Origin of the sequence: Exiguobacterium sp. SH3S3, assembly GCF_004337115.1 — a bacterium.
Classification (GTDB): Bacteria; Bacillota; Bacilli; order Exiguobacteriales; family Exiguobacteriaceae; genus Exiguobacterium; species Exiguobacterium aurantiacum_A.
Map to the genome: position 1 here is coordinate 45,664 of NZ_SJUU01000005.1, position 20,361 is coordinate 66,024.

The following is a 20,361-nucleotide window of genomic DNA, read 5'->3' on the forward strand; positions in this document are numbered from 1 at the left end:
TCCTTTTTTCATTGAATTCGTTCGGTCGATGTGTCCCGGTAATGGGCGACACGGTCGCGCCCGTTAAACTTCGCCCCGACGTACATCGCCCGGTCGGCATGCCGCAACACCGTATCGAGCTCTTCGTATTCATGAATCGTCTCGATGCCGATGCTCGCCGTCACTTGGACCCGGATTCCTTCCGTCCCGAACGGGTGTGACCGGAGCGCTTGCCGAATCTTCTCACCGGTCACAATCCCCGCCGCCTCGTTCGTCCTCGGGAACACGAAGACGAACTCTTCGCCGCCGTAACGCGTGACGAGGTCACTGCTCCGGACGAGCCGGTTGAACAGGACCCCCGCTTCAATCAACACTTCGTCACCGAACGCATGGCCGTACGTATCGTTAATCGATTTAAAATGGTCGAGGTCAACCAAGAAGACCGACAACGGATACGACGCGACGTCGTTCAATCGCTCTTTCGTCCAACGTTTCAACGCCCGCTGGTTCGGCAACCCGGTCAACGGATCGGTCAGACTCTCGTGCTGGAGCCGATCCCGTTCATCGATCCGCTCGAGTGACCACGATAGCGTCTTGAGCAAGCGGTGAATCTCGACCGCGAGCGCCTCATCATAGGCCCCGTTCGCCGTCGTCGAAATCATACAACTGACCGCGTTCGTCGTGCTCGTCACCGGTTGAATGACGAGCGCGGAATGATGTAGTTCGCTTTGGTTCGCCTGAAGCTCCGGATGCCACTCGTGGAGCGAATCGTACAGAAAGTACGGCTCACTCGCGTCACGGTGCCGCTCGAGCGTATACGCATCAGCGACCGCTTCCGCTTTCCGCCCCCGTACATCATAAAACGTCTGGTCCCCGTCTCGATTGATTTGAAGCCAACCACGCTCGACCTCGACGACTTCCCGTAAGCCGTTCCAAAATTTTTCAATTAACAGCGCTTCGCTGTCGACGCGATAGAGCTGTTCTTTCAACCGCTCGACTTGATCGATCTTCGATTGCGTTTCTTCTGTCTGTGTCGCTTTCGACAACCCCATCTTCAAGATCGACAAGAGCAGGAACGTCGCCATCAACCCGACATACCCGAACAGTTGGAACGCCTCGAGCGCGACCATCGTGAACAACAGCTCGAGCGAGATAACGAGCCAATCGAACCGTAACAGCCGCCACATGATCGGCAGCGGGATCCGCTCCCCGATCAAGAACCGGGACATGACGAAGCTAAAGCCGAGGACGAGATAAAGCACTCCGAAGAAACCGATCAGTGCCGCTCCCTGCTCAAGCAGGTGGACGGTTGACCCAATCTCACCGCCGAGCGAAAAGTAGACGAGACCCGGGATGACGAGAATCATCGCCTCGATCAGCGTGTTGAGCGGATAAAAGTGTAAGAAACGCCGGCGGCCGACTTTCCTGTTGAACGCCCGTGCCTGGAACGTCAACAACAGCAATTGCCCCATTAAAAGTGCCGGGACGAGCCCGTACAAGAAGAACGTCATGAAGACGAACAGCTCGTGGAATGTGAAGTGCAGGTGCCGCCGCTTTAACGGGTTCATGACGAACAAAGCACCGAGCGTGTAGATGAACCAGAAGAACGCCCAATCGAACGTTTCCAGATCAGTCCACGTGTAATAGACGATCCCGATGAAGACGAGCGACCACGAGAGCCAGCTCCTTATGAGATACTTCCGAAACCGCATCGTCTCCCTCCTTTTCTTGTAACATTCTTTAATAGTATGAAGGGTTTTGGGGAAACATTCCAGTCGTTGTTTGAAAGTTGTGACAATAAAAAAGCCGTGGCGCACGCCACGGTCTGTCCATTATTTCGCTTTCAAATAAGAAATGCCGATCGAGCCGGACCCCGTATGAGCCCCGAGCAGCGGCGCGAGCGTGTCGACGCGGATCGGCACCTTGTCGCCGAGCTCCCGTTTCCACGACTCCGCAAGCTCCGGCACGTTCCCGTGGAAGATCGAGACGTCCGTGCATTCGCCCGACTCAATCGCCGCCCGGATGACCTCGAACAAGTGGGCTTGCGCCTTTTTATACGTCCGTACGGTCTGATACGGGACGATGAGCCCGTCCTCGAAGCGGAGTACCGGCTTCAGCTGCAGCATGTTGCCGATGAGCGCTTTTGATTTCGAGATGCGCCCACCTTTTTGCATTTGCGTCAAATTCTGAATCGTCAGTTCGATCCGGACGTCCTCGACGCGCTGTTTCATGTACGCCTCGACGTCATCAAGGGCGTCTCCGCGCTCGACGTGCTCGATCAGTTCTTCGAGCAACAGACCCATCGTATAAATACCCGACCGTGAATCGATAGCGAGCAGCTTGAACTCGGCGATCTCGGCTCCTTGGATCGACGCCGAGTACGTGCCGCTCAAGTCAGACGACAGATGGACGGCGATACCCATGTCATACTTTGGCTTCAACTCTTCATACAACGTGGCGAAATCCCCGATTGCCGGTTGGCTCGTCGAGACGCGCTCGCCGGCATCGATCCAGTCGTACACCGTCTCGGCGTCGACTTCGATGCCGTCTTTATAAGGTTGATCGCCCTTGACGACGTAAAGCGGGACGATATGGATGTCTGGATGGTGTTTGATCGAATCTGGCAAGACGACCGTGCTGTCCGTGATGTAGGCAATTTTCATGTTAGCCTCTCCTTTAAAATCGTAATTAGTACCTGGTAGTATGATTTTATCACAGGTTAAACGGTTTCACTAATTTTTCAAAAAATGTACCCGTCTTCGTCAAACGTTCAAACCTCCCAGGTCCACAATCCGTCCGAAACGGGTAAAAGATAACATGGACAAAGGAGGCGTTTTTTTATGATTCGAATCGAGAACGTCAATAAGATTTACAAGACCGGTGACATCGAGACGGCCGCCTTGAAAGACGTCGACTTGACGATCAACGACGGGGCGTTCGTCGTCATCCTCGGACCGAGCGGCAGCGGCAAGAGTACGCTCTTGAACGTCATCAGCGGGCTCGATACGGTCACGTCCGGGAACATCACGTTCGATGACACCGTCTTGACCGACTTGTCCCCGGAACAGATGACGGCGTTTCGGCGCGACCATCTCGGCTTCATCTTCCAACAATACAATCTGCTCCAAAACTTGACCGTCTACGAAAATATCCAGATCGGGGCCGACCTGTCGACGCAACCGCTCGGTATCGACGAGCTGTTAGAGCAGGTCGGGCTGTCGCCTTCGCGCGACAAGTACCCGTACCAACTGTCCGGCGGTGAGCAGCAGCGCGTCTCGGTCGCCCGGAGTCTCGCCAAAAACCCGTCGATCATCTTTTGCGATGAACCGACCGGCTCGCTCGACGAGGACAACTCGAAGAAAGTGCTCGAGCTGCTCGAACGATTGAACACGACGTACGGCAAGACCGTCGTCGTCATCACCCACAACACCGGCATCAGCGCCATGGCCGACGACGTCATCAAGATGAACTCGGGACGCATCGTCGAACTGACGCACAACCCGGTCCGACAAGCCGCGCGCGACATCGCTTGGGGTTAGGAGGTTTCGACCATGCTGTATAAAAACGTCTTGAAGACGCTCGCCGGCAAATGGATGCAGCTCGTCGCCATCGCCGTCATCATCGTCATGAGCTCACTCACCTACACGATGATGTTCTACGGCATCAGCGGGATCGAGGTCCCGACCGAGGACTATTTGGCGTCGTCGAACCAAGAGGATTTCGCCGTCGAGATGCTCAACCGCGTCACCGCAGACGAAGCGAACGACCCCGAAATCGCCTCCCTCATCGCCTCGGGCACGTATACGCTCGCCGACTTGAAACAGGTCGACCCGGAACGCTTCGACGACTTGATCGGCGCCCGGATCGACGCGGTCGAGTCCGTCATGCCCGAGGCGACACTCGAACTTCGCGAATCTAAACTGATCACTTATCCATTCGCGGGCAGTGAACATCGGGGGCTCGTCTTAAAAGAAACAATGACGATCAATCAGTCCTACCTCGAAGCGGGATCGCGTCCGACGACCGACGACGAGATCGCGCTCAACGCCAAATACGCCGAGAAGAACGGGATCGAGGTCGGTGACACGATCGACCTCGGCACGCCGTTCACGGTGAGCGGTTTCGTCTTGTTCCCGGACTATACGCTCCCGCTGTTCGATGAGAACTTCTTCAATCTCGACGCCGGGACGCAGACGCTCCTGCTCATGACGGACGAGGCGTATGAAGCGGTCGTCGGCACGGAATCGTTCCGGCTCGCAGGCGTCACGGACGGCGCGATCGACACGGTCGAGCTCCCGTTCGTCGTCTCGGTCATGGAGACGGAGAATATTATACGCAGCGGGGCCATCTATAGTGAGATCTCGTCCGGGAAAGCGATGGCGCTCGGACTTAGCCTATTCATCGTCTCAATCGCCGTCATCATCGTCGCCATTCTCATCTCGAACACGCTCGAGGCCGAACGCGGTCAGATCGGGCTGTTGAAAGCGATCGGCTACAACCGGCGCCAGATTTCAACCCCCTACTTGGTGCTCATCTTGGTGTTCGCGACGCTCATGCTCGTCATCGGGTACTTCCTCGGCCTCTATTTTGCCGATCCGCTCAAAAACCTGTACCTCGACTTCTATCTGCTACCATCGATCACGATCGCACAAAACCCGCTCGTCTTTTTGACCGCCGTCTTCGCCCCACTACTGTTCTTCGCCATCGTCGCCGGTGCCGTCATCTACAAGCTTATGGGTGAGAGCGCGCTCGCACTGCTGTCACCGCGCGACAACATATCGCTCAATCGGCTCAGCCGGCTCGTCAGCCGAATGCTAAGCCGGGCCAGCGGGAAAACGAAGTTCAAATATTTATACGCCGTCAAAAGCACGGGCAGCTTCATCATCTTCTTCCTCGGTATCTTGTTCTCGACATTGTTGATCGTGTTCGCGCTCATGATGAACGGGGCCGTCGACCGGATGACGGTCGGTGGATTGAACGACGTTGACTATGCGTATGAGGCGTACGCGAACACGGAAGCGCCGCCAATGCTCGCCGACGGTCAGGAACCGTTCCTCGCCTATCCGTTCGCGTTCGTCGAGGATCAACTCGTCACCCTTAAAGGCTTGAGCGACGACAACACGCTCTACCGGTTGCAAGACCGGGACGGGAACGAATTGACCCCTGCAACCGATGGCGTCATCGTCACCGAACCGCTCGCCTTAAAACAGAGTTTTGACGTCGGCGACACGATCGATGTCGAGCTCGACGGGGAGACGTTATCGTACCCGATCCTCGGCATCGCCGACGACTTCACGGGTGACGTCGTCTATTTACCAATTGAAATGCTCAGCAACGAGCTGACAGACGGCGCCTCGAGCGACTTGTTCAACGGCGTCTACGCCAGTGAACGGCCGGACGAGTCGGTGTATCCGACGATTCTGTCGCGCGACGGTTTGATCGAACAGTCCGAGTCGATCAACGAATATATGAATTTGATGATGAACGTCATGATCGGCGGCTCCGCCTTGATCGCCTTCAGCATCTTGTTCGTCTTGACCGCGCTCACGGTCGAGAAGAACTATTACGTCATCTCGCTCCTCAAAGTGATGGGGTATAATCGACGTGAGGTCCGCTCGATGATTCTTGACAGCTACTTCGTCTACGCACTCATCTCGGCACTCCTGAGCATCCCGATCGCCCTCGTCGTCCTCCGGATAATCATCGTCGTCTTCGCCGAGGACTACGGGCTCGTCTTGCCGCTCGAGTTTGAATGGATATACGTGCTCTATACGGTCGGGGCCGTCACGCTCTTGTTCTTCGTCAGCACGTTCATCAGCCGGCGCAAGATCGATCAAATCCCGCTCCAAGAAGTGTTGAAGACGTATCAAGAATAATTTTGCTCGAAATAGGGCATAATAAGAGAAGAGACTAGGCCTCTCGCTTGAGGGGCCTAACTATTTGCAGAAGAGGATGATTCTAATGAACCGTACACAAGTATTGCTCGCCATCCCAGGAAACTGGCCATCGGCCGAGGCCGTGAGCGAAAAAATCAGTTTACATAGCGAAGGCTATACGATGGCCGGTCTGTTGCTGTTAGAAGACGAGACCGGAAAAGCGTTCACCGTCGAAGTCGTCGAACGCGACCCGGCGCTCGCCGAGGCGATGATTCACGCCAGCACGAGCGGCTTCACACCGAAAATCGCCAAAGGACTCACGCGCCACACGCATATCGTCTATTTGATCGGCGACGTCAATGATGTGACAGACATCGCCGCGGCCCGTCGCGGGGCGAACGCCCTGTTGAACGCCGGCGGACTCGGTGTCATGGTCGAGACGGCAGGCGTCGCTTATTCGAAAGACGAATGGCAAGCGTCGAAAGAAGAAGACCTCGCCCTCGACTACTCGCTCCTCACCGCCATCACGGAAGAAGAGACGGCGTACGTATCGTGGGGCATGAAAGCGTTCGGCCATGCCGACGTCGCCGTACCAGAAACGCTCGAGATCGAAGACGCGATCCACGTCATCCATTCGTTCAACTTCCATTTGATCGCAGGCGGATCGATGTTCGGTGATGGCGATAGCTTCACGTTCGAGGACGGTAAGACGTTCACGGTCGAGATGGGCGAAGACGAGCGCACATCAATCGACAACTTGCTCCATAACCCGTTCGGCTTGATCTATCTCGTACCACAAATTGCAGAATAACATGTCAATCGATTAATTTGGACCCACATCCAGATTGATCGATTTTTTGATATCGCTCGTCCTTCCGGCGCCCACGCTTTCCGCAGGCAATCCCGGAGCCGCATCGCGACTCGCGTCGCTGCTGGGTCTCCGTCGGATTGCTTTCCTGCAGGAGTCGGGGCGCCATCGGACGAGCAACAAAAAGGTACTGTTCGAAAACTAATCGAACAGCTAATAGCCGAACGGAAAATCATCCGTGTCGGAAACGGTCCATCCACTCGCTACCAGCCCCTAAAGTAAACAAGAGCTCACAGATCATTCGTCTGTGAGCTCTTGTTGTTTCGGCATGTCGAGCGGCAAAAAGTAATGGTCGCACCCTTCCTAACCTCACTAATTTTACCTAAATCATCACGACAATCAAAAAAATCCACAGACACACGTCTGTGGATTTACTTTCTCATCTCTTGGAGCCGTTCGAGTTGGTGGGTCAACTCACCGATTGGCACGAACCGGGCCCGGCGGAGCATCTCTTTGCCGTCGATGAAGAACAAGACGACCGGTACGGTGAAAATCGAATAGGCGCCGGCGATATCCGGCACTTCGTCCGAATCGACCGCGACCGCCTCGATGTCGGGAAAATCAACGAGCATCTCCTCGACTTGCGGCTTGAGCGAGTGACAAACGCTGCATCCCGGGTGCGAGACATAGACGAGCAACTGCTCGGCATCCGCGACCCGCTCTTTCAATGTCGTCAGTGCCTTCACTGCCTCCATGCTGTCTCCCCCTTTCAACTTAAGCGTCGAGCCAAAGCACACCGACCGTCTCAAAGCCGGCATGGACCGCAATCGACGGACAGAAACGTGTCTTCACGACCTCAACCTCCGGCAATTTCGCTTGGATGAGGGCGACGAGGTTGTCTTGCATCTCTGGCGCGAGCGCCGTCTGGACGAAGACGCGGTTGTTATAGATCCCGTTCGCCGCATGAAGACGTTCGAGTTCGGTGACCATCTCAGCGTACGCTTTTTTGATCGAACGCACTTTCTTGAACGGGATGACTTTCCCGGATTCGTCGAGCGTGATGATCGGTTTGATGTTCAAGATGTTCGCGAGGAACATCTCACCTGATGACACACGTCCGCCTCGGCGCATCGTCTCCATGTTCCCGATGATCATGAAGAAGTTTTTCTTGTCACGCCATGCTTCGAGAAGAGCAACGATCTCCTCGACCGACTTGCCTTCCTTCTCGGCAGCGAGACCGAGACGGACGAGCTCTTGCTGCGCCTCGAGCGCCGCGTGCGAGTCGACCGTATGCACTTCAAATCCAGCCGCTTCGGCCGCAGCACTCGAGTTTTTGACGGTGCTGCTCAATCCGTTCGAACAGTGGACGGCGATGGCGCAATCGTACCCTTCTTCTTTTAAGCGCTCATAACGCGAGATGAAGTCACCAAAAATCGGTTGCGACGTCTTCGCTTCTTTCTTTTGGTCAATCATGTAGCGGTGCAAGTCCTCAATCGAGAGGTCGACTTCACTGTAGCCGCTCCCATCGACGATCAATTGGATCGGGACGATCTCAACGCCGAGCTGGGCGGCCTCCTCTTTCGAGAAGTTAGCCATACTATCGGTAATCCATGCAATTTTTGTCATAACAAATAGTCCTCCAGTAGTCGTTCAATTTTTTCCTCTTTTATTATAACCCATTTTCCCCGCCACTTCCCCGAAGAAAAAAGCAGAACGATTGCGGAATCGCCCTGCTCCCGTTCATTTTGTCGAAATCAGCTTTGTATGGGCGAACTCATCGTGCGGCAGTTCGAGGTCTTTATTCGACTTCATCTGTTGAAGTGCACGAAGAAGTGGTAGACCGAGCGTCGCCGGATAGACGACGTCCTTGTAGAGCGTCCGTTTCATGACTTGTTCGAGCGTTAGCGGCCGGCCGTCTTGGCTCACGACTTTAATCCCGACGATTTTGTCGCCGATCGTCTGCCCGTCCCGGTTGAGCAAGAAGTAGGCTTCTCCTGCGATGGAGACGATTGTCGGTAAGTAATAATGCTTCACTTCTTTATCCGGCCAAATTCTTTTACGGATCGTCTTCTCGACGAGTTTCGCGGGTGCTTCTAATAGGATTTTATCGATTCGACTAGCTACAGCGCGTTTCCAGATTGGGACTGCCACGTTCATCATCCTTTCGTTTCGTTTCCTAGCCTTTAGATTCCTCTTTTGGCTTGGCTTGAAACGCTGAAAACGGACAACCTGACCGCGCGAACAAGTTCGGCGTCACAATCTTGTCATCATAGTGGCGATGAAAGACGTGGGTCGAGGCCGGTGACAGCGGCGGGATGAGCCAACTCCACTGTCCGGTCACGTCACGACCGGCGTCCGTCTCATTTTTCTCGAACCGTTTAAATTGTTTCGCCGCTGTATGATGGTCGACAATCGTCACGCCGGCGCGCTCGAACGATTGCAAGACGGCGACGTTCAGCTCGACGAGGGCGCGGTCACGCCAGAGCGTCCGCTCTTTTGACGTATCGAGACCGAGTGATGCCCCGACGAGCGGGAGCAGGTTATAGCGCTCGACGTCGGCGAGGTTGCGCGCCCCGATCTCTGTCTCCATGTACCATCCGTTGAACGGGACCGATGTGAAGCGGTGTCCACCGATCTCAAGCTCCATGTCAGCGATGGCCGGGACGGCGTGCCACTTGACGTCACGTCCCCCGAACAAATCGACGTCGTCATGGCGAATGTCGACCTCGAGCACGGCGTCGGCCGGCAGTTCATACATGCGGATCTCGTTCCCGTCTGTAAGCAAGAGCGGTAACAGATCGAAAGCAGTACCGGCCCCGACCCACCCAAAACGCATCGCTTGTCTCGTCATCGACAGCGATAGCGGGTCACCGACGATGCCGTCTGTCGTCTCGTACGCCGCATAACGGATGAGTTGCGTGTTCAAAATCCGAAAATGGTTCGGGAGGACGGTCATCGTCGAGCGGATCTTTCCGCCGTTCGTCGCGTAGCGAAGATGGGCGACGATTGCTTCAAACACGTCATCGAACGTTTCCGCGTCACGCGCGTCATGGACGGTGAGCGTCTGCCAAAACAAGCGGCCGATGCAGCGGTTCGAGTTGCGCCATGCGAGTTGTGCCCCGGACGCCAATTCGTCCGTCGTGAGCGTGTACGTCCCGGTCCGCTCGATTTCGGCTTCGATCTCCCGTAACCGTTCGGTATGCTCCCCATCAAGTTGTGAGAAAAAGTGGCGGGCTGCCTGTAGTCGATCCATCGTTTCTGTCTCCTCTTCTAATCTGTCCCTTCCATCTTAGAGAAAATCACGTCCCGTTTCTAGTTTTAGGGCGCACAAAAAGCGAGCCGGCAAATCCGGCTCGCTGTGTCTCATTCTTCGACTAAATCTTTCGCTTGTTGAATCGTGAAGCCGCGCGGTTTGTCACTCTCAAGCGCGGTCAACCGTTTCTCAAGTTCGACGGTCTGTTCGTACGTCGCTTCATATTGATACAATCCGTTCGCGAGCTCGGTCAATCGCGTCACTTGAATCGGCAGTGACGGCTGCCCGTCGTCAAGCAAGATGACGAGATTGATATCACTGTCGACCGGTAACCGAATCGAGCTATAAAAGGCGATCGCTTTAAAACCGCGCTTCATAATGACGATCGGCGATGTCCCGACCGCGACCGCTTGATTGCGCAGGCGTGTGATCGTGATGCCGGCGTGGATCAACCGGTTCGACGGTTGGATCGTCTCGACGTACTCTTCGATCGGGATGAGCGTTCCCGCTTCAAGCGCTTGTTCAAAATCGGATTCTCGCAACGGTCGGCTGAAAATGAAACCTTGAATGACGTGACAACCGAACTCACGGAGCCGAAGCAGGTCATCCATCATCTCGACACCCTCGACGACGACGTTCATCCCGAACTCTTCGGCGATGAGGAGCAGACTCCGGATGATGCCTTGGGCTTTTCGGCTTTGATTGACGTTATGGGCGAAGATGCGGTCGATCTTGATCGTCTGGGCACTGTACGCCTGCAAGTAAGCAAGCGACGAATAACCTTTCCCGAAGTCGTCAAACGCGATTGGGATACCGAGGTTGTTCAACCGCTCGAACGCCTGTGTGATCTGCTGGGCGTCGTCTAACAGTGACGTCTCCGAGATCTCGACTTCGAGATACGACGCCGGGACGTGGAAGCGGTCTAACATCTCTTCAAACACGCGTTCAAACCGTTCTTGATACAAGTATTTGGCCGAGACATTGATCGAGATCGGGACTCGATGTTTGAGCGACGTGATATAGCGGCACACCTCCTCGATCAACCAGTTCGTCAAGTCGAGATGGAGGTTGCTCTCCTCGGCGAGCGGAATAAATTCAGCCGGCGAGATCGAGCCCCACGTCGGGTGCGTCCAACGCATGAGCGCCTCGGCTCCGACGATTTGACCGGTCCAGGCGTTCACTTTCGGTTGATACATCAAATAAAACTCGTTGTTTTTCAGCGCACCTCGCATATCGCGCAACAGCTCGTAGCGTTTAAGTGACTCGATGTCCATTTGGGACGAATACAGTTCGAGTTTCGTCCCGAACTTTTTATCGGCCCGGTTCATGGCGACACACGCGTGCTTGATCAGTTCGCTCGCCTGTGCCCCGTCTTCAGGATAGCGGCTCACGCCGATCGAGATGCGCGCGAACAAGTCATACGCGTCAATACGGAACCGGTGCTTCGACAGCGTCCCAAACTCTTTCCCGAGCGCGAGCACTTCCGGGTCTTCCATCCGGCGTGGCAACACGATCAAGACGTTATCCGCATCGAGATGACCGAGCAAGGCGTCTTGTGGCAACAGACGAATCAATTGGTTCACCGTCGCGACACGCCACTCGTCACCGAGCTCGTAGCCGAACGTATTGTTGATTTCAGTGATGCGGTTGAACGAAAGCGAGAACAACGTGAACGGGTCGCGTTTGCGCGTGAGTTGATAGACCGATCCTGTGATCGACTCACGGTTTGGCATGTTCGTGATCGGGTCGAGCGAGGCGAGGCGCCAGATCTCTTGTTGCTGCTCTTTCAGTTGGGTGATGTCTTTGACGAGCGTCCGAAAACCGATGACGATTCCACCTTCAGAGAAAATCGGTTCCCGGTTCTCTTCGACCCACTTGACGTTCCCTTTGGCGAAGATTCTGTAGGAGAACGTCACCGGTTTTCCGCTGAGCGTCATTTCGCGTGCCTGTTTGATTTTCGGAAGGTCATCCGGCACGACGATACGCTGCCAATAGTCCGGGTGCGTATTGAATTGGTCTTCCGTATAGCCGAAGATGAGCGAGAAGCCCGGTGTCAAAAATTTGAACTGTTTCGTCTCGAAGTAACGTTCAAAAATGACCGAGTCGACGATTTCGCACAGTTGTTTCACTTTTAACCGTTCTTTCGTGAGCGCCGATTCGGCATCGACCAAGTTCGTGAGGTCAAACATCGCCCACGTCACCGATTTCCGATCTTTCGATATCCCGACGTGGACAATCAAGTCCAAATATTTTTGTTGCTTCGGATTGAACGCTTTGACTTGAGTCTCATAATCGTGCTGTTCGGGGTCATTGATAAGCGACTCGACGGCCGCCGCAAACGCTTCACGTTCATTCTCATGAATCATATTACGGAAATGCTCGCGCTCCATTCCCCCTAACTGACGTTTAGACAGCCCGAGCAGTTCACCCGTCTGCGGTGAATGATAAAATTCGCCAGACTCGAGGTCAAGTTCGATCAGGATGAGACCCGGGATGCGCTCGAACAGCGTCCGTCCCACTTTCATCCGATTGTATCGTTCGCGCAGTTCCGTCTGGGTCGTCAAGTCTTTGACGACGCCGTACAGGCCGGTGATGACCCGGCCGGTATAGAGCGGCGTATTCGTGACCGACAGATGAATGCGTCGCTTGTCCGCATTCAGCGCTTTCAGTTCATAATGGACCGTCTCCCCATGGAGCGCCCGCTGATGAAAGGCGTGAACACGTTCGCTTTCTAGTTTTGGAAGCCAGGAGGCAGGATCGACGAAACGTTCCTCTTCCCTGTTGAAGAGAAGCGACAACTTTTCGTTCGAGTCGATGAAGTTCAAATCTCGATCAAGGACGTACACCGCGTCCGGATATTGATCGAGCAATAACGGATCGATATTGATTTGCCCCTCATGCTCGGCCTGCTCAACATTTGATTCCAATACATGCTTCCAATTACGAAAGAAGCCCATGTGTACCACTCCTTCGTGTGACAAATGTCACGTTTCGATACGTGTTAACTTGATTATACAAGATTGATTAGTTGAAAACGCTTCTGCATTTTGCAAATAAGGGAAATGTACCGATTCACACACATATATTCAAAAAAATGTCATGCCTTAATGTGCTGTTAACCTACTCCTCTCCCACACGATGACGACGTAAAAAAGACCACGGATGTTGGCTCCGTGGTCTCGCGCATTATGGTTGTTTTACGACGACCGTCGCATACGATGGCACGTCGACATAGCCCGAGACGCGTTTGATCGTCTTCGTTCCTGCCTGACTGCCGTCGACAATCACGTTCCACTGTCCTGTCGGAAGTTTCACTTTGACCGTTTCTGCGTTGGCGTTATGTGTGATGAACAAGTCTTTCTTCTGGCCAGGCGCTTTGTCATCGATCAAATACGTGATGACGTTTGGCGCAGAACGATAGAACTTGACGTTCTTCTTGACGTCAGTCGCTTTCGTCATGCGAAGCCCTGGGTTTTGTTTACGCATCTCGATCAAGCCTTTCATGTACTGGACGTCCGCCTTACGGTCAGCGGCGCGTTTCCAATCCATTTGGTTGATGCGGTCTGGTGATTTGTACGAGTTGTGGTCGCCTTCTTTCGTCCGCATGAACTCTTGCCCGGCGTGGAGGAATGTCGTCCCCTGGCTCGTCAAGAGGATGCTTGACGCGAGACGATGCATCTTCGTCCGGTCCGCTTCCGCCGTCTCTTTATTCGTGAGTTCGAGCTTGTCCCAAAGCGTGTGGTTGTCGTGCGCTTCGACGTACGTGATTGCTTGCGTCGGCTCTTTCGTGAAGCCTTTGATTTCGGCATTGTAGTCGATCTCACCGACGATTCCCGTCTTGATGCGGTTCTCAAGACCGTCTTTGCCGTTGATGAAGCCGTTGTCCGTGTCGATAAAGACGCTGCCTTTCAAGCCGTCACGGATGTTGTCGTTAAAGTGAGCGACGCGGGGCATCTTGTAGGCGTTCTTTTGGTTCGCTTTCAGTGCCGGGTCGAGTGGTGTGTTGAGGTCCCAACCTTCGCCGAAGACGAGGATCGATTTATCGACTTTGTCGAGCGCTTGACGGACTTGGTTCATCGTCTCGACGTCGTGGATGCCCATGAGGTCGAAGCGGAACCCGTCCCAATGATATTCTTGCGCCCAGTAGACGACTGAATCGACGATGAGTTTTTGCATCATCTTGCGCTCAGACGCGGTGTCGTTGCCGACGCCCGTCCCGTTCGCGAAGTCGCCGCCTGCCGTGTAACGGTAGTAGTAGCCTGGTACGATCTTATGAAGGTTCGAAGCTTGCGCATCGAACATGTGGTTGTAGACGACGTCCATGACGGCACGCAAGTTGTGGTCGTGGAGACCTTGGATCATTTCTTTCATTTGCATGATTCGAACTTTTGCGTCATAAGGGTTCGTCGAGTATGAGCCTTCCGGCGCGTTATAGTTTTTCGGGTCATAGCCCCAGTTGTATGTCGCGTTCGGTTTCGTCTCGTCGACCGAGGCCGTGTTGTAGTCATACACCGGGATGAACTGGACGTGCGTCACGCCGAGGTCTTTGACGTGGTCAAGGCCTGTCTTCGTCGCCGTCTTCTTCCCGTTTTCAATCAAACGAGTACCCGGTTGAACGACACCGAGGTATTTGCCTTTATAGCGAATTCCTGAATCGTACGTGTTCGATGTGACGTCAAAGATCGAGAAGTCACGGACGTGTGTCTCGTAGATGATCGCGTCCGTTGCGTTTTGAAGCTTCGGTTTCATCGAGTTCCACCGTTTCGGTTTCGTCTCGTTCAAGTCGACGATGACCCCTTGGTCCCCGTTGACGCCGACCGCCGTCGCATACGGATCGACCGCACGGACGCTGCCTGACGCATGCTTGACGTTGTACGTGTAGCCGATGCCGTCGAGGTCGCCACGGACTTCAGCAGTCCACGTGCCGCGCTCGCCGCGTTTCATCGCAATCGTTTTCTTGATATCCTTGTCGTTCGCCGGACGGTCTTTCGGCATGTTCCACAGTTCGAGTGAAACGTCTTGAGCCGTCGGTGCCCACAAGACGAAATTTGTTTTCGACTTTTGATACGTGATGCCGAGCTTGCCGTTATACGCATACTTCGCATCGAATTCTGGTGACCGAAGTACGTCGCCCGCTTGCAGCACTTTGTCACCGAACGTCGGGTGCGACGCCGTGATGACTTGCGCCAAGTCGAGATCAGCGCTGAAGTTTAACGTGACCGATTTGTCGCCAGTCTTCTCGACCGACTCGACTGCCGCGCCATCGACCTTCAATTCACTAAGGAACTGCTCATCGATCGCGCGGTTGAGCGTTAGTTCCGCCTGACGGAACGTGTTTGCCTCGAACGAGACGATTTTTGGTGAGCGGTCGATTTCTGGCTCTGAATAGTAAATCGTCGAATCACCTTCGACGAGCCAAATCTCTTTCGCCGTGCTGAGCGCGAAGCGGTCTTCGCCGTCCTTGTCGGACCATTCGCCTTTTTTCGTAATCAGACCGATGAGTTGTTTCGCGTCCGGATTCGCAAACTTCACGTTCGCGACACCGCCGTAGGCGTCCGTCTCATCAAAGTTGATGCTTTGACCGTCGCCACCGTCCGGCCACGTCCAAACACCCCAGTCGGTGTATGTATTGTCATAGCGGAAGTAGTGGACTTTCATGTCGACTTCCGTCTTCGCCGTCTCCCCATCCGGGTTCGACGTGTAGATTTTCGAGTCGCCCGACTTGATCCACACTTCGGCGACACCGTCCTTGATCATGTCTTTCGTGATCAGGCGGTCGTTTTCCGACCCTTTATCCTTGTCCCAATTGTCCGTTCGGACGATGAGACCGATCTGTTCAGGTGAGTCGACCGGGAATTCGTAGGCCGCCACCTTTCCGTAATCGTCCTCGCCGTTAAAGGCGAAGCCTTTGTTCGGGAAGTAATCTGGGCCATTCGCCCAAAGCCATAAGTTCCAATCCATTTGATTGTCTGGCGCCTCTTGATAGTGGACGACGACTAACGTCGACTCTTTATCAAGGGCAGACGCTGACATCGGAAACATCGACAGAATCAGTGCAAACGTTAGCACAACTGCCCATACTGGTTTCCATTGTTTGTTGACCATGTGGGTCCCTCCTTGTAGCATGAATTTAGGAAAACGCTTACACAAAAATTGTAAACGTTCGCTTCCTTAATTTCAATTCTTTTCTAAATAAACTACTAACGTTTCCCATATCAAGCCACTTGTTGGTTCGAACTCATTTTCCCATCACAAAATGATTGCTTTTTTATCCTCCTCTGCCGAATATAGATATTAGAGGAGGTATTTTTAAAATGTCGATGACCAATTTAATCAATAATTTGATTGCCAACGCCAGCTTACTGCTGATCGGCCTTTATATGATCTCGCGCCTCACGAAGCTCGGGTTCACGAGCAAGCTCCCGTTAAGACGGCAAATCACGATTTCACTACTCCTCGCCGGCCTGACGATCGTGATTACGTTGCATGGTGTGCTCTGGAACGCCCAAGCCGACTTTCAGTACGGGTTTGTCCCCATCATCATTGCCGGTCTTTACTTTGGCCTCCAAGGCGTCCGGATCACGTACGTCTCGAGCATACTGCTGCTCCCGTTCATCATATCGGATACGTTGCTGTTAATCGTTTTTCTCGACTATACGGTCGCGGCCACAACCGCAGTCGTCTATATGAAACTCCGGGAGCGGATCAAACCGACACGGGACATCCGCATCGTCAACGCCATCACCCTCGGATTTATCATTTTATTCTCGCTCTTAAATTTTAGTAACTATGCCGCTCCAAGGATGTACGTCTATACGTTGGTCGCTTTCATCATAATTGGATATTCAACCGGGTTCGTCCTTCATATCGTCTATGGGGGCATCCGCAAAATGCAGCGCTCGGAACGGCAGATCACAAAATATCGAGAAGCCGCCTACACCGACGCCTTGACGGGTCTTGGCAACCGTCGTCGCTTCGAGGAAGAGATGAAGCGCGTCGACGAGGAAGTGTTCTCGAGTCCTTACGACATCACGCTGCTCTTACTCGATATCGATCATTTTAAATCGGTGAACGATACGTATGGCCATGATGCCGGCGACGCCATCTTGATCGAGCTTGGCAAACGGCTCACAGAGACGGCCCGTACCGATGACATGGTGTGTCGCCACGGTGGCGAAGAGTTCTCGGTGCTGTTGTCGGACTGCAACTTGTCGCAAGGGTTCGTCATCGCCAACCGCTACTTGCGTCAAATCGCGGAAAGTCCATTTTTGCTGCCGGACGGCAAACAGCTCAACATCACCGTCTCGATCGGCGTCACAAGTACGTCCGAACCAAAGATCGTCACGTCCGAACAACTCATCAAAAAGTCCGACCTCGGTCTGTACGTCGCCAAACGTAGCGGTCGCAACCGGGTCAGTAAATGGAATCAGCAACATGCAAATTAGACCCGACTCATGTGAGTCGGGTCTAATTGATTAGTTACCGTATTTTTTAAACAACTGATAATTCTTGTTGCCACCTGACAAGTTGTAGACGTCGGTGAAACCGAGGTTACGGAGCACGTTTTGCGCCGCGTTCCCCGTGACGCCGCCGTTGCAGTAGACGACCGTCGGCTTGTCTTTATCGAGGTCTTTTGACGCCTCGCGAAGCTTGCCGAGCGGGATGTTGACCGCACAGTCGACGCACGCCTTCTCAAACTGCGCCGCTTTCCGTGTATCGATGACCTGGATGTCCTCGTCCGCGTCGATCCGCTGCTGTAGCTCAGCCGGCGTGATGAGACGGGCCGACTTGTTCATGCTGTTCGCCAGTGCCATCCCCGTGTACATGACCGGGTCTTTCGTCGTCGAAAACGGCGGTGCGTACGCGAGGTCGAGGTGGAACAAATCATCAACTTTCGCTTTGAACGTGATCGCCGTGACGAACACGTCGATACGCTTGTCGACGCCTTCGAAGCCGACGATTTGGACGCCGAGCAGTTGACGTGTCGCCCGGTCGCCGACCGCTTTGATCGTCATGTCTTTCCCGCCCATGTAGGCCGGCTTGTCCGGTTTCGTGTTGTGGAGCACTTCGACGTCGTAGCCGAGGTCACGCGCTTCACGCTCCGAGAGACCCGTCTGCGCGACTGCGAGGCCGAACACTTTGAAGATGCCCGTCCCGAGGATGCCGCGGTGTTCGAGTTCCCCGCCCGTGAGGAGATCACCAAGTGAACGTCCCATCTTGTTCGCCGTCGAGCCGAGTGGGCGCCAAATCGGTTTACCCGTGACGAGCGAGACGCTTTCAGCGACGTCGCCGGCAGCATAGACGCTGTCCACGTTCGTCTCCATCCGTTCGTTGATGGCGATCGCACCCGTCTCACCGATCGTGACACCGATCGACTTGGCGAGTTCCGTGTTCGGACGGACACCGACCGATAGGATGACGAGGTCGGTCTCGATCGTCTTCCCGCTTTCCGTGACGACGCGTTCGACGTGACCGTCGCCGACGAGCTCTGTCACGGTCTCACCGAGCAACAGCTCGATGCCGTTCTTCTCGAGGTGGTCCTCGACGCGGCACGCCATGTCTTTGTCGAGCGGCGGCATCACTTGCGGGATGCGCTCGATGATCGTGACGTCGATGCCACGCAGTTTGAGCTGCTCGGCCATCTCAAGACCGATGAAGCCGGCCCCGATGACCGTCGCATGTTTCGGGTTCATCGCGTCGACGAAGTTGCGTGTCGCTTCCGCGTTCTGGATGTTGCGGATCGGGAAGACGTTATCTGACTTCACGCCCGGGATCGGCGGGACGATGCTCGAGGCGCCGGTCGCGAGGACGAGGACGTCATAGCTGTCCGTGAACGTCTCACCCGTCTCCAGGTTTTCGACCGTGACCGTCTTCGCGTCTTTGTCGATTGCCGTCACGTTATGACGCGTCATGACGTCGATGTTGTAGCGCTTTTTGAAGAAAGCGGCGTCGCGTGGCGTCAAGTCATCGCGTGACTCGACTTCGCCTCCGACGTAATACGGGATCCCACAACCTGAGTAGGAGATATCGTAATCGCGGTCGTAAATCGTAATTTGTGCGTCTTCGTTGTTACGACGTGCTTTCGCCGCGACTGATGTGCCGGCAGCGACTGAACCGATGATGACTAACTTCATAGAAAATCCACTCCTCAATATAGTAGTAAGCTGATATACAGGCCGAGCAACGTGATGGCAAGCGTTGGGATCGTCAAGACGATCCCGATTTTAAAGTATTGCCCCCAACCGATCTTAAGTCCTTTCGTCCGGAGCACGTGAAGCCACAGCAGCGTCGCGAGCGACCCGATCGGTGTGATCTTCGGTCCGAGGTCGGAACCGATGACGTTCGCATAGATGAGCGCTTCGCGAATCTGACCCGACGTATTCGTCAAATCGATGGCGAGCGCGTCGATCATGACGGTCGGCATGTTGTTCATGACCGACGATAAGATCGCGGCCAAGAAGCCCATCCCGAACGTAGCCGTGAACACATCGACAGAGAACCAATCGATGAAGTTGGCGAGCACTTGCGTCAGCCCCGCGTTTTGTAGACCGTAGACGACGATGTACATCCCGAGCGAGAAGAAGACGATCGCCCACGGCGCGCCTTTGACGACTTGCTCCGTCTTCACAGCAGGCGAACGGTTCGCCATGATCAGGAAGAACAGGGCGATGACACCGGCGACGAGCGAGACCGGGATGCCGATGATGTCGCTCGTGAAGTAGCCGATGACGAGCAACGCGAGGACGACCCACGACAAGCGGAACATCTTATGGTCTTTAATGACCGTGCTCGGCTCGACGAGTTTTGACAAGTCGTACTGCTTCGGGATGTCTTTCTTAAAGTACAAGTACAAGACGAGCAGACTGCCGGCGACGGCAAACACGTTGACGAACACCATCCGCGCTGCATACTCAGCAAAACCGATGCCGAAGAAGTCGGCCGAGACGATGTTGACGAGGTTCGAGACGACGAACGGCAAACTTGCCGTATCGGCGATGAAGCCCGAGGCGATGACGTACGCCAAGACGACGGCGTCCGGTAATTTAAGCGCCCGTACCATCGCGAGTACGATCGGCGTCAAGATGAGCGCCGCCCCGTCGTTCGCGAATAATGCGGCGACAAGCGCACCGAGTAGCGTGATGTAGACGAACAGTTTGACACCGCCGCCTCCGGCGATCCGAGCCATATGTAAAGCGGCCCACTCAAAGAATCCGATCTCATCCAAAATGAGCGAGATGAGAATGATGGCGATAAACGTAAACGTCGCGTTCCAAATGATGTCCCACACCGTTCCGACGTCATCAAAATTGACGACCCCGGTGATGAGGGCAATGGCCGCCATCCCCATCGCCGAGTAACCGATGCCGAGGCCTTTCGGTTGCTTGATGATGAGGAAGAGCGTCACTAAGAAAATGATACTAGCAATCCATTGCACAATGAGTTCC

The 20,361-nt window shown here is 54.5% G+C and carries 14 protein-coding genes; 4 read left to right on the forward strand and 10 right to left on the reverse strand.

Annotated features, from left to right (window positions below; genetic code table 11):
- Nucleotides 1–8: 8 nt before the first annotated feature.
- Nucleotides 9–1,691, reverse strand: coding sequence for a GGDEF domain-containing protein (locus EVJ28_RS06275; protein WP_131488325.1), 1,683 nt, complete (start codon nt 1,689–1,691; stop codon nt 9–11).
- Nucleotides 1,692–1,811: 120 nt separating this feature from the next.
- A complete protein-coding gene (locus EVJ28_RS06280; RefSeq protein WP_131488327.1) occupies nt 1,812–2,642 on the reverse strand; it encodes a DegV family protein in 831 nt (276 codons plus the stop codon).
- Nucleotides 2,643–2,819: 177 nt separating this feature from the next.
- Between EVJ28_RS06280 and EVJ28_RS06285 the strand changes: the two genes are divergently transcribed.
- The 3 genes from EVJ28_RS06285 to EVJ28_RS06295 all read left to right on the forward strand — a co-directional run bounded on the left by EVJ28_RS06285 (nt 2,820) and on the right by EVJ28_RS06295 (nt 6,666).
- Nucleotides 2,820–3,518, forward strand: coding sequence for an ABC transporter ATP-binding protein (locus EVJ28_RS06285; protein WP_131488329.1), 699 nt, complete (start codon nt 2,820–2,822; stop codon nt 3,516–3,518).
- 12 nt (nt 3,519–3,530) lie between these two features.
- Nucleotides 3,531–5,855: an ABC transporter permease gene (locus EVJ28_RS06290; protein WP_131488331.1), complete on the forward strand. Its 2,325-nt coding sequence runs from the start codon at nt 3,531–3,533 to the stop codon at nt 5,853–5,855.
- A gap of 85 nt (nt 5,856–5,940) precedes the next feature.
- Complete coding sequence (locus EVJ28_RS06295) at nt 5,941–6,666, forward strand: DUF4261 domain-containing protein (protein ID WP_233589709.1); 726 nt, start codon at nt 5,941–5,943, stop codon at nt 6,664–6,666.
- Nucleotides 6,667–7,094: 428 nt separating this feature from the next.
- On the opposite strand, the gene EVJ28_RS06300 is transcribed toward EVJ28_RS06295, so the two are convergent.
- The 6 genes from EVJ28_RS06300 to pulA form a co-directional block, all read right to left on the reverse strand.
- Nucleotides 7,095–7,418, reverse strand: coding sequence for a thioredoxin family protein (locus EVJ28_RS06300; RefSeq protein WP_070328566.1), 324 nt, complete (start codon nt 7,416–7,418; stop codon nt 7,095–7,097).
- A gap of 19 nt (nt 7,419–7,437) precedes the next feature.
- Nucleotides 7,438–8,289, reverse strand: a complete 852-nt coding sequence (locus tag EVJ28_RS06305) for a DegV family protein (protein WP_131456531.1) — start codon at nt 8,287–8,289, stop codon at nt 7,438–7,440.
- Nucleotides 8,290–8,403: 114 nt separating this feature from the next.
- The gene (locus tag EVJ28_RS06310; RefSeq protein WP_236634065.1) at nt 8,404–8,820 is read right to left on the reverse strand and encodes an RDD family protein; all 417 of its coding nucleotides are present in this window, start codon (nt 8,818–8,820) and stop codon (nt 8,404–8,406) included.
- A gap of 19 nt (nt 8,821–8,839) precedes the next feature.
- Nucleotides 8,840–9,916 carry a nitric oxide synthase oxygenase gene (locus EVJ28_RS06315; protein WP_131488333.1) on the reverse strand — a complete coding sequence of 359 codons (1,077 nt, stop codon included), beginning with the start codon at nt 9,914–9,916 and terminating at the stop codon, nt 8,840–8,842.
- Nucleotides 9,917–10,026: 110 nt separating this feature from the next.
- Nucleotides 10,027–12,843, reverse strand: coding sequence for an EAL domain-containing protein (locus EVJ28_RS06320; RefSeq protein WP_161566954.1), 2,817 nt, complete (start codon nt 12,841–12,843; stop codon nt 10,027–10,029).
- A 259-nt stretch (nt 12,844–13,102) separates the two neighbouring features.
- The gene (gene pulA, locus EVJ28_RS06325; protein WP_236634066.1) at nt 13,103–16,021 is read right to left on the reverse strand and encodes a type I pullulanase; all 2,919 of its coding nucleotides are present in this window, start codon (nt 16,019–16,021) and stop codon (nt 13,103–13,105) included.
- Nucleotides 16,022–16,230: 209 nt separating this feature from the next.
- Between pulA and EVJ28_RS06330 the strand changes: the two genes are divergently transcribed.
- Nucleotides 16,231–17,361 carry a GGDEF domain-containing protein gene (locus EVJ28_RS06330; RefSeq protein WP_131469225.1) on the forward strand — a complete coding sequence of 377 codons (1,131 nt, stop codon included), beginning with the start codon at nt 16,231–16,233 and terminating at the stop codon, nt 17,359–17,361.
- 30 nt (nt 17,362–17,391) lie between these two features.
- Here the strand turns inward: EVJ28_RS06330 and EVJ28_RS06335 are convergent, their stop codons facing one another.
- On the reverse strand, nt 17,392–19,050 hold the full coding sequence (locus EVJ28_RS06335) for an FAD-dependent oxidoreductase (protein WP_131488335.1): 1,659 nt from the start codon (nt 19,048–19,050) through the stop codon (nt 17,392–17,394).
- 14 nt (nt 19,051–19,064) lie between these two features.
- On the reverse strand, nt 19,065–20,351 hold the full coding sequence (locus EVJ28_RS06340; RefSeq protein WP_131456519.1) for an arsenic transporter: 1,287 nt from the start codon (nt 20,349–20,351) through the stop codon (nt 19,065–19,067).
- Nucleotides 20,352–20,361 lie beyond the last annotated feature (10 nt).